Annotated in this window: 13 protein-coding genes; 5 read left to right on the top strand and 8 right to left on the bottom strand. The window is 63.0% G+C overall.

The window, feature by feature from the left end:
- Positions 1 to 87: 87 nt before the first annotated feature.
- Complete coding sequence (locus AC1ECK_RS27200) at positions 88 to 741, bottom strand: YceI family protein (protein ID WP_480324694.1); 654 nt, start codon at positions 739 to 741, stop codon at positions 88 to 90.
- 159 nt (positions 742 to 900) lie between these two features.
- Between AC1ECK_RS27200 and AC1ECK_RS27195 the strand changes: the two genes are divergently transcribed.
- From AC1ECK_RS27195 to AC1ECK_RS27185, 3 genes are all read left to right on the top strand, one after another.
- Positions 901 to 1,542, top strand: coding sequence for a TetR/AcrR family transcriptional regulator (locus AC1ECK_RS27195; RefSeq protein ID WP_480324691.1), 642 nt, complete (start codon positions 901 to 903; stop codon positions 1,540 to 1,542).
- 14 nt (positions 1,543 to 1,556) lie between these two features.
- Positions 1,557 to 2,036, top strand: coding sequence for a nuclear transport factor 2 family protein (locus AC1ECK_RS27190; RefSeq protein ID WP_480324689.1), 480 nt, complete (start codon positions 1,557 to 1,559; stop codon positions 2,034 to 2,036).
- Between the two features lie 345 nt (positions 2,037 to 2,381).
- Positions 2,382 to 2,900 (top strand): hypothetical protein, encoded by a 519-nt coding sequence (locus tag AC1ECK_RS27185; protein ID WP_480324687.1) that lies wholly within the window; start codon positions 2,382 to 2,384, stop codon positions 2,898 to 2,900.
- A gap of 221 nt (positions 2,901 to 3,121) precedes the next feature.
- Here the strand turns inward: AC1ECK_RS27185 and AC1ECK_RS27180 are convergent, their stop codons facing one another.
- The 5 genes from AC1ECK_RS27180 to AC1ECK_RS27160 form a co-directional block, all read right to left on the bottom strand.
- The gene (locus tag AC1ECK_RS27180) at positions 3,122 to 4,150 is read right to left on the bottom strand and encodes a Rieske 2Fe-2S domain-containing protein (RefSeq protein WP_480324685.1); all 1,029 of its coding nucleotides are present in this window, start codon (positions 4,148 to 4,150) and stop codon (positions 3,122 to 3,124) included.
- A complete protein-coding gene (locus AC1ECK_RS27175) occupies positions 4,147 to 5,262 on the bottom strand; it encodes a hypothetical protein (RefSeq protein WP_480324683.1) in 1,116 nt (371 codons plus the stop codon). Before AC1ECK_RS27175 ends, AC1ECK_RS27180 begins: the two co-directional genes overlap by 4 nt.
- On the bottom strand, positions 5,259 to 6,431 hold the full coding sequence (locus AC1ECK_RS27170) for an ATP-grasp domain-containing protein (RefSeq protein ID WP_480324681.1): 1,173 nt from the start codon (positions 6,429 to 6,431) through the stop codon (positions 5,259 to 5,261). Before AC1ECK_RS27170 ends, AC1ECK_RS27175 begins: the two co-directional genes overlap by 4 nt.
- A 71-nt stretch (positions 6,432 to 6,502) precedes the next feature.
- Complete coding sequence (locus AC1ECK_RS27165; RefSeq protein WP_480324678.1) at positions 6,503 to 7,507, bottom strand: 3-oxoacyl-[acyl-carrier-protein] synthase III C-terminal domain-containing protein; 1,005 nt, start codon at positions 7,505 to 7,507, stop codon at positions 6,503 to 6,505.
- Complete coding sequence (locus AC1ECK_RS27160; protein WP_480324676.1) at positions 7,504 to 7,815, bottom strand: ArsR/SmtB family transcription factor; 312 nt, start codon at positions 7,813 to 7,815, stop codon at positions 7,504 to 7,506. The genes AC1ECK_RS27165 and AC1ECK_RS27160 overlap by 4 nt, the downstream gene beginning before the upstream one ends.
- Before the next feature lie 267 nt (positions 7,816 to 8,082).
- Here AC1ECK_RS27160 and AC1ECK_RS27155 point away from each other — a divergent pair, with 267 nt between their 5' ends.
- Positions 8,083 to 9,606 (top strand): CoA-acylating methylmalonate-semialdehyde dehydrogenase, encoded by a 1,524-nt coding sequence (locus tag AC1ECK_RS27155; RefSeq protein ID WP_480324674.1) that lies wholly within the window; start codon positions 8,083 to 8,085, stop codon positions 9,604 to 9,606.
- A 308-nt stretch (positions 9,607 to 9,914) separates the two neighbouring features.
- A complete protein-coding gene (locus AC1ECK_RS27150) occupies positions 9,915 to 10,109 on the top strand; it encodes a hypothetical protein (protein WP_480324672.1) in 195 nt (64 codons plus the stop codon).
- Positions 10,110 to 10,230: 121 nt separating this feature from the next.
- On the opposite strand, the gene AC1ECK_RS27145 is transcribed toward AC1ECK_RS27150, so the two are convergent.
- Together AC1ECK_RS27145 and AC1ECK_RS27140 are read right to left on the bottom strand one after the other, a co-directional pair.
- Positions 10,231 to 11,505 carry an ATP-binding protein gene (locus tag AC1ECK_RS27145; protein WP_480324670.1) on the bottom strand — a complete coding sequence of 425 codons (1,275 nt, stop codon included), beginning with the start codon at positions 11,503 to 11,505 and terminating at the stop codon, positions 10,231 to 10,233.
- On the bottom strand, positions 11,489 to 12,223 hold the full coding sequence (locus AC1ECK_RS27140) for a response regulator (RefSeq protein ID WP_480324668.1): 735 nt from the start codon (positions 12,221 to 12,223) through the stop codon (positions 11,489 to 11,491). Before AC1ECK_RS27140 ends, AC1ECK_RS27145 begins: the two co-directional genes overlap by 17 nt.
- Positions 12,224 to 12,515 lie beyond the last annotated feature (292 nt).

The raw sequence follows: 12,515 nt of genomic DNA, 5'->3' as shown, positions 1-12,515 counted from the left end.
GGCAGGCTTGCCTTGCCGTCACGCTTCCGGGCTTTCCTCTCGTCTTCCAACAAATCGCGTCCGGTCGCAAAAGCCTAGGCGCATCGTTTAAGCACCTGCTGCGGTCGGTCGGTCGAATTCCGCCTGAATCCGCACGTGGACGTCATCGCCCACAGCCGGATACCACGTTCCCAACCCGAACTTCGAACGGCTGAAGCTGCCTTCTGCGGAAAAGCCGAGTGTGTTTTGCTTGGTCAGCGGGTCCGGCCCGAAGCCGTTAAAGACCACGTCGAGCGTGACCGGTTCGGTCGCGCCGCGAATCGTCAGGTTGCCTGTGAGCTTGCCGCGTGCCTCACCGGTGCGCTCAAAACCCGTGCTGACGAAGCGGATCTGCGGATATTGCGCCACAGCGAACATGTTGTCGCCCTTGACCAGCTTGTCGAGCAACGGCACGTTGGTATCCACGCTGGCGGCGTCGATGGTCGCCGCGACCGAACTCTTGTCGAGGCCGCCTGCGTTCCAGTCAAGCTGGGCGGTGGCGCGGTCGAAGCGCATCGTAAAGCGCGAATACTTCAGGTGATCGACGTCGAACGTGATGCTCCAATGATGCGCATCGAGTGTGTACTGTCCCACGGGGACGCTCGCTTCGGTTTGCGTCACTGAGTGCGTGACGACCTGTAGCGGCGTACACGCCGCTGCCACCGCCACCGCTCCGATCGATAACGTGCGCACCATGATTGCGCGGACAGCGTAATGCTTCATCGCTTTGTTCCCCTAGTTTGCTTTACGCCACGATAACGCAAGCGCCGCACCCGCGCAGGCATTTTCCACGGGCTTTCAAGTTAACGCTGCGGGCGCCCGAAAAATTCCATCGCTCGAAATCTTCTTGACGAAGGAGAATGATCGTTCTACTCTTCGCTCATGGCTACTTCAAACGAACCCTTGACCCTTGGCAGCGCACGCGAGCGCTTGCTCGACGCTGCTGAAGCGCTGATTTACGCCGACGGCATCCACGCAACCGGGGTGGACGCGATCGTCCGGCAGTCCGGCACGGCGCGCAAAAGCTTCTATACGCACTTCGAATCGAAGGATGCGTTGGTCGCCGCAGCGCTTGAACGTCGTGACGAACGCTGGATGAACTGGTTTACCGAAAACACGCTGCGCTACGGCAAGAGCCCGCGCACGCGGCTGCTCGGCATGTTCGATGTCTTGCGCGAGTGGTTTGCCTCGGAAGATTTCCACGGTTGTGCGTTCCTCAATGCTTCCGGCGAAATCGCCGCGCCCGATGATCCGATTCGCGTCGTCGCACGCGAACACAAGGAGCGCTTGTTGGCGTTCGTGCGCACACAGTGCGGCGAGCATCTGGGCGAGAGCGGCGGCACGGATGGCCGGCGCGCGGCGCGCCTCGCGCGCCAGTGGCTGATCCTGATCGACGGCGCCATCGGCGTCGCGCTGGTCAGCGGCGAAGCCGACGCGGCGCTGGATGCACGCGCCGCCGCAGAGCAATTACTGAGCGCGGAATCCGCGCACACTCGCGCGCCATCCCGGCGTGCGTCCACCTGACCGTTGGAGCAACCATGACCGATAGCATCGAAACCCGTCCACCCGTGCCGTCCTTCACGCGCGAAACCGCGATCCAGAAAGTGCGTGCCGCGGAGGATGGCTGGAATACCCGCGATCCCGAACGCGTGTCGCTCGCCTACACGCCGCAGAGCGTGTGGCGAAATCGCGCGGAGTTCGTGACGGGGCGCGAGGAAATTGTCGGACTGCTGCGCCGCAAGTGGGCAAAGGAGCTCGACTATCGTCTGATCAAGGAGCTATGGGCTTACACGGATAACCGCATCGCAGTCCGGTTTGCGTATGAGTGGCATGACGATTCCGGCAACTGGTTCCGCTCGTACGGCAACGAAAACTGGGAGTTCGACGAGCACGGATTGATGGCGCATCGCCATGCGTGCATCAACGATTTGCCGATTCGCGAAGCCGACCGTCTGTACCGCTGGCCGCTCGGGCGCCGTCCGGACGACCATCCGGGACTGTCCGATCTCGGCTTGTGAGTGTTTGAGCGCCCCCAGACCTGCCGCTTACACGTCAGGCCCCCCGAGGGGGTCAAGCAAACTTGGGGCGGCCCAGCGTTTCCTTGAGAGAAGCGTTCAACACCGGCCGCATGAGCGTGCGGCCCTGCATCCAGATCGTGTGTGTCTAAGGGTGTTCACCGATCTGCCATCGCTTTTCCGCTATTGTGCTGTCTGGGTATGATCCGGGCAGGTCTCATGCCCGCTGTTTCGAGTGCGACCTCAACATTGACCGAAGAGGTTTGAGGTACAGTGCGCGACGGACGGCATGCCAGACAATAACCAGCACATTCAATACACCGGCGCTCGACTGGTGGCGGAGAAGATATGCATTTGCGGCAGACCAGCAACAACATCCGGCGCGCGCTCGTGGCGCTCGTCGCCAGCTTCGCGGTGGCTTCTACCGCGCATGCGGCGGACTGGTGTGGAGGCGGCGTTTGGGTCGACGCAATGCTCGGCTCTTACCACATCAATCCGGATCCCGGCACCAACTTCAACGATTTCAATCCTGGTCTTGGCGTCGAGTGCTGGGTCAACGGTCAATGGGCCGTGACCGCCGGGGGTTTTCGCAACTCGCTGCGCCGTCCTTCATACTACGGCGGTGGGGTTTGGGCGCCGGAGTTCGCGCACTGGGGTGTGATTCGACTGGCCGCGATCGCGGGCATCATCTCCGGCTATAACTATGGTAACTGGGGCCTTGGCCGGAACCACACCGTTGGCCCGGTGGTGGCGCCGATTGTCATGTTCGACTACAAGCGCGTGGGTGCGAACCTGATTTTCATCCCACCGATTCCTTCCGATAATCTGCCGTTCACGATTGGGTTTCAGGTGAAGGTGAAGTTTTGAGGGGTGAGGCGGCGCGTCCATCGCGCATCGCTGCCGAAGCATCCTGCTGTTCGTTAAGGTGAGCTGTTCCAGGATGGTGAGGACTTCCAGGAGCTGGGGTCCAGGAGGTGAGTATTTCCAGGCGTGCTGAGAAATCATAGAGATGGCGAGCGGCTGCAAAATGGTGAGACTTTCCGGAAGTCTGTCTTGAAGAACAGCTCCGGTATCCCCGAGACCCGCTCTCAAAGCATGATTTCTACACGCTGACTTTGCTCGGCGAGCGGGCGCGAGTGCAAGGACCATACTTCGTCGAGGCCGGGCCTCACCAGATCGAGCTCGGTCGACACCCCCGTATCGCGGCGAAAACGTGCCTTGTTTGCGGCTTGCGCCTCCACGATTGCCTGATCCTGCCGGGCCACGTGACGCAGAAAAGGCCACGCGATCATCCGCACCGCCCACTGCGGCGCCCAGCGATTCTCTACATGCAAGGTGCCATGAACCTGCGTCAGCGCTTCGCTGATTGGACTGAAATGAAGCGTGAAGTAGAGTGCGCTACCGTCCTGATAGCGGTATTCAAGTTGGGCCGTGCCAGCCGCCGTGGCGGCAAAATGCGCACGCTCCAGCTCACGCGGCGACTCGAACAAGCGGTACAACCAGCCGCTTTGCTGTGGCTGTCCGCGATAGTCGACCTGCAGCACCCCTGATGAACACGTGACCGTAGCGCTGACGATCTGACGATGACCTTCCCCGCGCACTAGCCCCGGGTGCACGAAGTGCGTGTGCAGCGGATCCAGGAAATTTTCCAGTGCGTCGACCGCATGCGCCTTCCACGTCGTGCTCCAGATAAAGCGGCGGCTCCCCTGCGGCAACCTACGCACAAATTCGGGCAGGTCTCGCGAATTCGGGCCGTTCGCGGTATCAGGTCTGACCCAGATGAGCCCGTCATGCTCCATCACGCCAACCGAACCAACGTGAACCACAGGCTTGCACGATGGCGGCGTCAGCCCAGGTATCGCGATGCAGCGTCCGTCGGCGCCGAAGGTCCAGCCGTGATAGCCGCACTGCAGTCCTGCCGGCGTGATGCGTCCCGCCGACAACGGCGCATGCCGATGCGGGCAACAATCGTCGAGCGCGAGCAGCTCGCCTGACTGCATGCGGGCCAGCACCAGCGGCCGGTCCAGCAGTGTGACGGCCAACGGCTTCGACTTCAGCCGTCGCGACGAAGCGACCACGAACCAGCTTCGATACAGCGCTGGGTTCCATGCGTTCATAGTTGAAAGCGCCTCATTATTGGTACGCCGAGTCGGGTCGTCAGCAACTGCAGGCCGCGCAGCGTGTGGCGCGTCGCCGCCGGCAGATGGCGGCTGAGCACCGCACTGTACTCGATGGCCGGCTCGCCGCCCCTGAGCCGTTTGAAGTGTGCCGCGCCGGCGCTCAGATTGAGGATAGCCTCGCGTTCGAGCGTCGTCTTGAGCACATGCGCCATCAGCAGGCGATACAGGCCTGCGGCAGAAGGCCAGCTCGTGTCGTAGCCGACAATCGGGGCGCTCAGCAACGTGCCCTGCCCGAACATGCCGACCACAGCACGCAGCTCGCCGCTGTCGTCCCTGAAGCCGAAGAATTCAAGCAGTCCTGCACGATGCCACGCCTTCAGAAACGCGGCGGTATAGCTCGGGTTCAGGCGTGAGTACTTGTCGAGATAGAGTTGTGCGTAAAGCGCTTCGCTGCGAACAAAATCCGCGTCGCTAAAGTCGTCGTGGCCGACCGGCGTCAGCGGTGTGGTGCGCAGCAGATGCAAATCGCGCCGCAGGTTCTGATGCCGGGTCGCGTTCTGCTTCATATCGCGAAACAGGTACACCTGGCGCGTGGGGATCAGGTCGAAGCCCGCCGCTTCCAATGCCCGCAGCCAGTGCGCATGTTGCACGTGATTGAGCGAGCGGAACCACACCGCATGGCGCGGCCAGCGCAATTGAGACGCTGCCGCGAGCGCGGCAAAATCGATGCTCTCGGCTGCGGGATACAGATTCGTGCTGATCAGCCAGTTGTTCAGCGATACCGCGTTGTCCAGCTCGGCGCGGCGCAGCCAGCGGTCGGCGATGCCGATCACGCCGCTTAGCGGCGCCGCAAGCATACGAGGCGCGGTGCGGCGGGTCTCTTCAAGCGCATAACGGCTATAGGTCGTCAACGGCGAGCAGACCCATGCGTTGTCCGGCACGTTGCCGTTGACGGTGACTGGCAGGGTCAGGTTGCCGGCCTCGAACGTCTCGATGCGAGCGTCGATGTTGGAGACGAAACCGTGCGTGGCGACGCCTGCGTGCAGCGCCGCGAAGGCCGCGGCCTTCGCAGCGAAACACGCGTGCGGCACGTACAGGCATTCGCTCATGGTTCGGGCAGCTCCTGACCGTCCCACTCGATATCCTGCGTTGCCGCCTCGCGCATATTGCAGTGCTGCGCGAGCGCGAGCCGTGCATACGACACCAGATCGCGGAGGGCGCCGCCGAGCGGACCGCGGTCGCCTGGTGTGCCGATCACGTCGGACGCGCGGCGATAGTCGTGCAGCCAGCGGCCGAATTCGCCGCGCCGTAGCGCGTCGATCAGGCCAATACTCAGCATCATCGCGCTAGCCATGCGCGGCGCGCCCGAGGATGGCTCGATGGGCGCCGTGATCTTGCTGCTGAGCGTGCCGTCGAGCGCCGCAGGCAGTGGATCGTCGAGCGTGAACAGATGGCAGCCGCTGGTCGCGCGCGGATTGCATTCGAGCACGCTCACGCGTCCGTCCGCGTGCTGGATCCAGTCGAACGACAACTGCCCGGTGAAGTCGAGCTTGCGCGCGAAGTTTTCGACGAAGCGGCGAATGGCCTCGATGCGTATTGCCTCGAAATAGAAGCTCGAACTGGTCGACATTCTCCAGCGCGGCCAGTACACGCTATGCGCCACCAACCGGCCGCGATCCGCCACACTGTACGAGCAGAATTCACGACCTTCCGCGAACGCCTGCACGACCCAGTGGCCGAGCGGCGCGAGCGGTGGGGCATCCGCTGGAATGCCATGACGATAGAGCCGAACGTGGACCCCGAAACGGGAGTACTCCGGTTTCAGCACCACCGGCCGGGTGCCGGCCCAGGCGCGTGCTTCGTCAAGCGAGGCAACCCGGGCCGAGTCCGGCACTTCGGCGCCGCAGCCGCGAGCGAGCGCAAGAAAACGCCACTTGCTGTGCACGTCGCGCATCTTGCTGAAGTCTTCGGCCAGAACGCGCACGTGGGCAGGCAAGCGGTCGCGATAGCGCGAGACAAAAAATACTTCCTCGCAGGTCGGCACGATCAGGTCGATGCCGTGCGCCAGCGAGGCGCGCCGCAAGTCGTCCACGAAACCGGCCGGTGCATGACGCGGCGAGGCGACCTGCAGCGTCGCAGTCACCGCGTGCGAGGCGCCGCTGATCTGGCAAGGAATGCTGTCCGCTACCCACACCTTCCATCCCTGATGCGCGAAACGGCGTGCATGGTCGAGCGCGGCAGGCGCCCGGCCACCCAGGATCAGGACGTTACGCGTCATGACGCTGCCCGCCACAGTTGCGAAACGGGCTGCCAGGGATGCCGGCCGGGATCGGTGCGGGCGGCCGCATGTCAGTAGACCATCACCATGCCGCCAATCGTCAGGCCGGCGCCTGAACCGATCAGCATGATGGGATCGCCGCGTTGCACGCGGCCGCCCGCAATCGCGTGATGCAAGGCGGACGGCAGCGACGCGGCGACCTGGTTGCCGTAGTCGGCCAGGATATCGACGGTGCGGGCCGCTTCGATATGCAGCCGCTTGGCGAGGTGATCGAGCGCAAGGCGACTCGCCTGATGCGGCACGACGAGGCGCAGTTGATCGAGCGTCAGCGCCGCGCTGTCGAGCAGGCCGTTGACGAAGCGCGGCAGCTCGCGCGACACCGCTTTGAAAAGGCGCGGACCGTCCATATGGAACAGCGACAGCGGATCGATGCTGCTACTCAGCCGGCGCGGATGATAGCGCGAGCCGCCGGCTTTAATGTGGCAATACTCGGCGCCCTCGGGATAGGTTTCCACGCGCGAAGCGAGAATCGACGAAGCTTCTCCCGGTGCGCTCTTGCGGATCACCGCGGCGGCGGCGCCGTCGCCGAAGATCGCCGATTCGCCGAGCGTCGACCAGTCCAGCGAAAAGGTGGCGATATCGGCGGAGACGATCATCACGTTACGGTAGCGCCCGCTTTCGACCAGATAGCTGAGCGTGTCGAGCCCCACCAGAAACGACAGGCAACTCGCGCCGACATCGAACGCGGCGATCCGCCTGGCGTGGCCGCCGAGCGCCGCGAGGATCATCGCCGCGTTATAGGGCAGCGCCTGGTCCATCGTGGCGGACGCCGAGACCAGACAGTCGATGTCGCTCCAGCGCAGGCCGGCGTTCGCGAGTGCCGCTTCACATGCCTGCACGGCCAGCGTGGCCGAGTTTTCGTGCACGGTGCGATGCCGCGTGCGTACGCCGTAGCGCTTGAACACGGTACCCACCGGCAGGCCGAAGCGCCGGTCGATTTCATCGCTCGTCAACACCTGTTCAGGCACGGCGACGCCTGTTCCGCAGATGCGGATACTGCGTCGATGATTCGTCATATTGCTTCCTCTGCATAGCGCGCCGCGCTTTCCAGCGCCTGCAGCAGCAGCGCCTTGTTCACGGTGAGAAATACCTCGCGGCCTTCCTTGCTCGCCTCCAGCAAGCCCGCCGATTGCAGCACACGAACGTGATGCAGCACCGCGGTCCGGCTGAGCGGGAGCACGTCGGCGATCTGCTTGATCGTCAGCCGTTCACCCGGCTCGAAGAACAGCAGGATGCGCTGCCGGTAGCTATCGCCCAGTGCCGAGAAAACGGCGGCGAATTGCTCCCAGTTCGCAGGAATGTCGTTGGCGTATTCGTTTCGCATATCTACAAATCTAGATATATAGTCATTCTAGGTCAAGTTTTTGTTGACCGGCAATCTGCTGATGAATCGTCGTTGCGAAGGTGGTGGAGATAGCCAGGACGCATCAAAGGTTCGCATCGTCTCCCAATACGGTTGCCGGCCCGAAAACAATACAGTTTGGTCGCGCGATGTCCGGCTGTGTAGGGAGTCCGGTCGGGCGCGCCGATAAAGTCAGCGGGTCTTCAGGGCGCCCGCGCGCCGCTCCCATCCAGAACCCGAGGTAACGAAATGAATGCAGTGAACGAGCAGGCGAACCTGTCGGTGCAGCAACTGGGCCATTTCATCGGCGGCGCGGCAACCGCGTCTGCCAGCGGCCGCTTCAAGGACGTGTTCAATCCGGCCACCGGCAAGGTGACCGGCTCGGTGGCGCTTGCCTCGGTCGAAGAAGTCGACGCGGCGGTCCAGGCGGCCAAGGCAGCCTTCCCCGCATGGAGCGAGACCGCGCCCATCAAGCGCGCGCGCATTCTGTTCAAGTTCAAGGAGTTGCTCAATCAGCACCACGACGAATTGGCGCTGCTGATTACGCGCGAGCACGGCAAGGTGTTCTCGGATGCGCAAGGCGAAGTGGTGCGTGGCATTGAAGTGGTCGAATTTGCGTGCGGCATTCCGAATCTGTTGAAGACCGACTTCACTGACCAGATCGGCGGCGGCATCGACAACTGGAACCTGCGCCAGGCGCTCGGCGTGGTCGCTGGCATCACGCCGTTCAACTTCCCGGTGATGGTGCCGATGTGGATGTTCCCGGTAGCGCTCGCATGTGGCAATACGTTTGTGCTGAAGCCGTCGGAGCGCGATCCGTCGGCGTCGCTGCGCATTGCTGAACTGCTGAAGGAAGCGGGCTTGCCCGACGGTGTGTTCAACGTGGTCAACGGCGACAAGGTCGCAGTCGATGCGCTGATCGAGCACCCGGATGTGGCGGCGATTTCGTTTGTCGGCTCCACGCCGATTGCCGAATATATCCATACCGAAGCGTCGAAGCGCGGCAAGCGCGTGCAGGCTTTGGGCGGCGCGAAGAATCACCTCGTCGTGATGCCCGATGCCGATCTCGACCAGGCCGTCGACGCGCTGATCGGCGCGGCCTACGGCTCGGCCGGCGAGCGCTGCATGGCGATCTCGGTGGCGGTGGCGGTCGGCAATGTGGGCGATCGCTTGATCGAAAAGCTGGTGCCGCGCGTGAAGTCGCTCATCATCAAGAACGGCGAAAACGCCGACGCCGAGATGGGTCCGCTGGTGACAGCCGAACACAAGGCCAAGGTGGCCGGCTATATCGCGTCGGGAGAGTCGGAAGGCGCGAAGCTGATCGTCGATGGCCGCGCGCATCCGGTGGCGAGCGAAGACGGTTTCTTCATCGGCGGCACGCTGTTCGATCAGGTCGGCACGCAGATGAAGATCTACAAGGAAGAGATCTTCGGACCGGTGCTTGCCGTCGTCCGTGTGCCGGACTTCGCGAGTGCAGTCGAGCTGATCAACGCGCACGAATTCGGCAACGGGGTGTCGCTCTTCACCTCCGATGGCGGCGTGGCGCGCGCCTTCGGACGGCAGATTCAGGTGGGCATGGTGGGCATCAACGTACCGATTCCCGTGCCGATGGCGTGGCATTCGTTCGGTGGCTGGAAGCGCTCGCTGTTCGGCGACCACCACGCCTATGGCGAAGAAGGCGTGCGTTTCTACACGCGCTACAAGAGCATCATGCAGCGTTGGCCCGACAGCATCGCCAAGGGCGCGGAGTTCACCATGCCGGTGGCGAAGTAATAGCGTTGCCAGGCAGCGCGGCTTCCGGGTTGCCGCGCTGCGTGAACTTAAGGCCTTACTTCGGCTTACTTACGGAAACAAGACGTAGAGCCGTCAAGCGCCCCGAACGGCGCCATATATATACCTATCGCGCGCAAACCGGGGTTGATCCAGCGGTTATCGGCTGCATCGGCAGCAAACTTTTTGTTTGGATTGTAACGGCGTTGTTAAACACGATTCTTCGTGGGTTGATATGTTGCGGACGTTGCATTTAACGGGCGCTGAGTCGATGGATCTCGCGCTCGCAACACCTCACGAAGGAGAAATACATGAGAAAGTTAGCGATAGTGGCGGCCTTGGCGGCGCTGACGGCAACCTTGAGCGGTTGCTGGTGGGGACCGGGCCCAGGTTGGGGCGGTCCCGGCGGCGGTGGCCCGGGTGGCGGCGGGCCGGGCGGTGGTGGCCCTGGCGGCGATGGGCCACATGGCTCGATCACGGTTCCCGCCCATGTGGCTCAGGGCTGAACCTTGACGATGATTTGAGCGGGCGCGGCGTGCGGCCGCTTTCAGCATCAAGCTTAAGCGTACGCAAAAACGCCCGCCATACCATGGCGGGCGTTTTTGCTTGCAAGTCCACGGGTGTCATTCATGCACCGTTGCGACTGCCGCCGTGTATAGCCGGAAACGTCAACGAAACGACAAAGCCCCCATCAAGCGCATTCTCCGCGTTAAACGTCCCGCCGTTATATCGCACCAGCCGCCGGACGATCGCCAGTCCCAGCCCGCAGTGAGCGTCGCCGCCGCGAGCCTGGTCGAGTCGCACGAAAGGCTGCAAGGCCCGCTCGAGTTGTCCGGCTGGAATGCCGCCGCCGTGATCGCGCACGCTCAACGTGTATTGCTCATTGCGCCTGAAGGTCGAGATTTCCACCGGCGGTTCCCCATAGGTCAACGCGTTCTCGATCAGGTTGGCGAGAATGCGGTCGAGGTCCACCAGTGGCAGTCCGAAACCCTCGCCGGCTTGCAGGTTCACCCGCACCAGCGCATCGTCGGCGAGGCTCTCGCCGTAGTGGCGCCGGCAATGTGCATCGACGCCCGCGCGCGGCGAGGTATCGGCCGTCTCACGCGCGAAATCGAGGAACTGGGTGACGATACGCGACAGCGACTCGGCATCGCGCAGAAAGCCGCTGCGGTTTGCTTCGTCCGGCAGCAGATCGGCACGCACCTGCATCCGCGTGATCGGGGTGCGCAAATCGTGAGCCACACCGGCTAGCATCACCGCGCGTTCCTGTTCGGCCTGGGCGAGGTCATGCACCATCTGGTTGAAGTCGCCGATCAGTTCCTTGACTTCACGCGGCCCGCCTGGCTGCACCTTCGGCGCCCGATGGCCGATGCGGAATTCGCGCGAGGCGAGCGCGAGCCTGTGCAGCGGCCGCTGCAAATACCACGCGCCGAGCAGCGCAATGATCACGGCCAGTGCGAGCATCAGTAACGTCGCACTCATGAAGCGGCGCCCCGGCAACACTGCTTTTTGCAGTTTCAACCAGTCCGGACTACCCGCATATCGCACCCACACGTTGCCGTTGTCCTCGTCGAACACGACTTGACTGCCTGACGGCAGCCTCTTGTGCAGATCGCGGTCGAATGGACCGGATGTGTTCGTGCAAGGCGCGGGGCAGCCCTCTTCGATCTCCTTGCCCGCCGGTACGTAGGAAAGTCCGAGCGTCTGCGCGACACGCGCTGCGCTAAGCCCGCCGTTCTGTTCGGCCTGCACAGCGAGCAGCACGACACGTTCCAGATGACTGGCATCCAACTGACCGCGTTCGAGATCCACGAGAAACAGCAGGGTAAGGTGGACCAGCACGATCAGCCCGACGGTCATCAGGGCAAGGCGGCCAAACAGCGTGTTAAACGGATTCTTCATCGTCACCGTCGCCAGGCACGAACATGTAGCCGACGCCGCGCAACGTCTGGATGCGGCGCGGGTTGGCCGGGTCGTCTTCGAGCAGGCGGCGCAGACGCCACACCGGCACGTCGATGCCGCGTTCGGTTACTTCCGCGTAAGGGCCGTGCAGCAGGTCGACCAGCTTCGTGCGCGAAAGCGCTTCCATCGGATGCTGCACGAAGACTTCGAGCAGCGCGTATTCGCTGCCGGTCAGTTTGAGCGGTTCGTCATCGCGTAACAGCGTGCGTGTTGCGAAGTCGAGCCGGAAGCGCCCAAAGCGGAACGGCTCGCGCCGTTCAGCAGGCTCGGCTGAATAAGGCTGCGCGTGGCGGCGTAGCACGGCATGAATGCGCGCGAGCAACTCTTGCGGCATGAACGGCTTGCCGAGATAGTCGTCGGCACCGAGCTCCAGGCCGACTACGCGATCCACGCCATCGGCGCGCGCTGTCAGCATGATCACGGGAATGGTGTCGCCGCTCAGGCGCAGTTGTCTGAGCGCGGTGAGCCCGTCGACACCGGGCATCATCAGATCGAGCACCACGATTGACGGCCGCTCGCGTTCGAGGCGGCGCGCCAGATTGTTTGCGTCGTGCTGCACCGAAAACTCGACGCCGCGTTGCTGGAAAAAGGTTCTCAGCAGGTCGCGCAGGTCGGCGTCATCGTCGACCAGCAGGACCTTGATGGACGTGTCGGACATGATTGGACCCGAGGAGGTGAGGCCGGATGAGGCCGTAAAGGGCAGCCAGTGTACGCATCAGGGTGGCGGCAAGTGAGGATGGAAATTCCACAACGCCGGGCTGCGCGCCGGCCGCACACCGAAATATAGCGAAATAGGCCGCTGAGCCGGTTTCAGGTTCTTAAGGGTGCTTACAGTTTATTACGGGCCCGCCGCTGCGGGTTGAGCGCGTCACGTTACAGACTGTAATCGAGCCCTAAGCCATCGTAAGCCCGATATAGATAGGCTGCGTTGCTACACGTAATCAGACTGG

Source organism: Paraburkholderia sp. SSBN10T, from assembly GCF_056619545.1.
Note: the sequence above shows the minus strand (reverse complement) of the source record. Positions and strands in the feature narration are given on the sequence as shown.

Excerpts from the sequence above, each read along its gene's own strand:
- AC1ECK_RS27200 (WP_480324694.1), bottom strand. The coding sequence starts at position 741 with ATGAAGCATTACGCTGTCCGCGCAATCATGGTGCGCACGTTATCGATC.
- AC1ECK_RS27195 (WP_480324691.1), top strand. The coding sequence starts at position 901 with ATGGCTACTTCAAACGAACCCTTGACCCTTGGCAGCGCACGCGAGCGC.
- AC1ECK_RS27190 (WP_480324689.1), top strand. The coding sequence starts at position 1,557 with ATGACCGATAGCATCGAAACCCGTCCACCCGTGCCGTCCTTCACGCGC.
- AC1ECK_RS27185 (WP_480324687.1), top strand. The coding sequence starts at position 2,382 with ATGCATTTGCGGCAGACCAGCAACAACATCCGGCGCGCGCTCGTGGCG.
- AC1ECK_RS27180 (WP_480324685.1), bottom strand. The coding sequence starts at position 4,150 with ATGAACGCATGGAACCCAGCGCTGTATCGAAGCTGGTTCGTGGTCGCT.
- AC1ECK_RS27175 (WP_480324683.1), bottom strand. The coding sequence starts at position 5,262 with ATGAGCGAATGCCTGTACGTGCCGCACGCGTGTTTCGCTGCGAAGGCC.
- AC1ECK_RS27170 (WP_480324681.1), bottom strand. The coding sequence starts at position 6,431 with ATGACGCGTAACGTCCTGATCCTGGGTGGCCGGGCGCCTGCCGCGCTC.
- AC1ECK_RS27165 (WP_480324678.1), bottom strand. The coding sequence starts at position 7,507 with ATGACGAATCATCGACGCAGTATCCGCATCTGCGGAACAGGCGTCGCC.
- AC1ECK_RS27160 (WP_480324676.1), bottom strand. The coding sequence starts at position 7,815 with ATGCGAAACGAATACGCCAACGACATTCCTGCGAACTGGGAGCAATTC.
- AC1ECK_RS27155 (WP_480324674.1), top strand. The coding sequence starts at position 8,083 with ATGAATGCAGTGAACGAGCAGGCGAACCTGTCGGTGCAGCAACTGGGC.
- AC1ECK_RS27150 (WP_480324672.1), top strand. The coding sequence starts at position 9,915 with ATGAGAAAGTTAGCGATAGTGGCGGCCTTGGCGGCGCTGACGGCAACC.
- AC1ECK_RS27145 (WP_480324670.1), bottom strand. The coding sequence starts at position 11,505 with ATGAAGAATCCGTTTAACACGCTGTTTGGCCGCCTTGCCCTGATGACC.
- AC1ECK_RS27140 (WP_480324668.1), bottom strand. The coding sequence starts at position 12,223 with ATGTCCGACACGTCCATCAAGGTCCTGCTGGTCGACGATGACGCCGAC.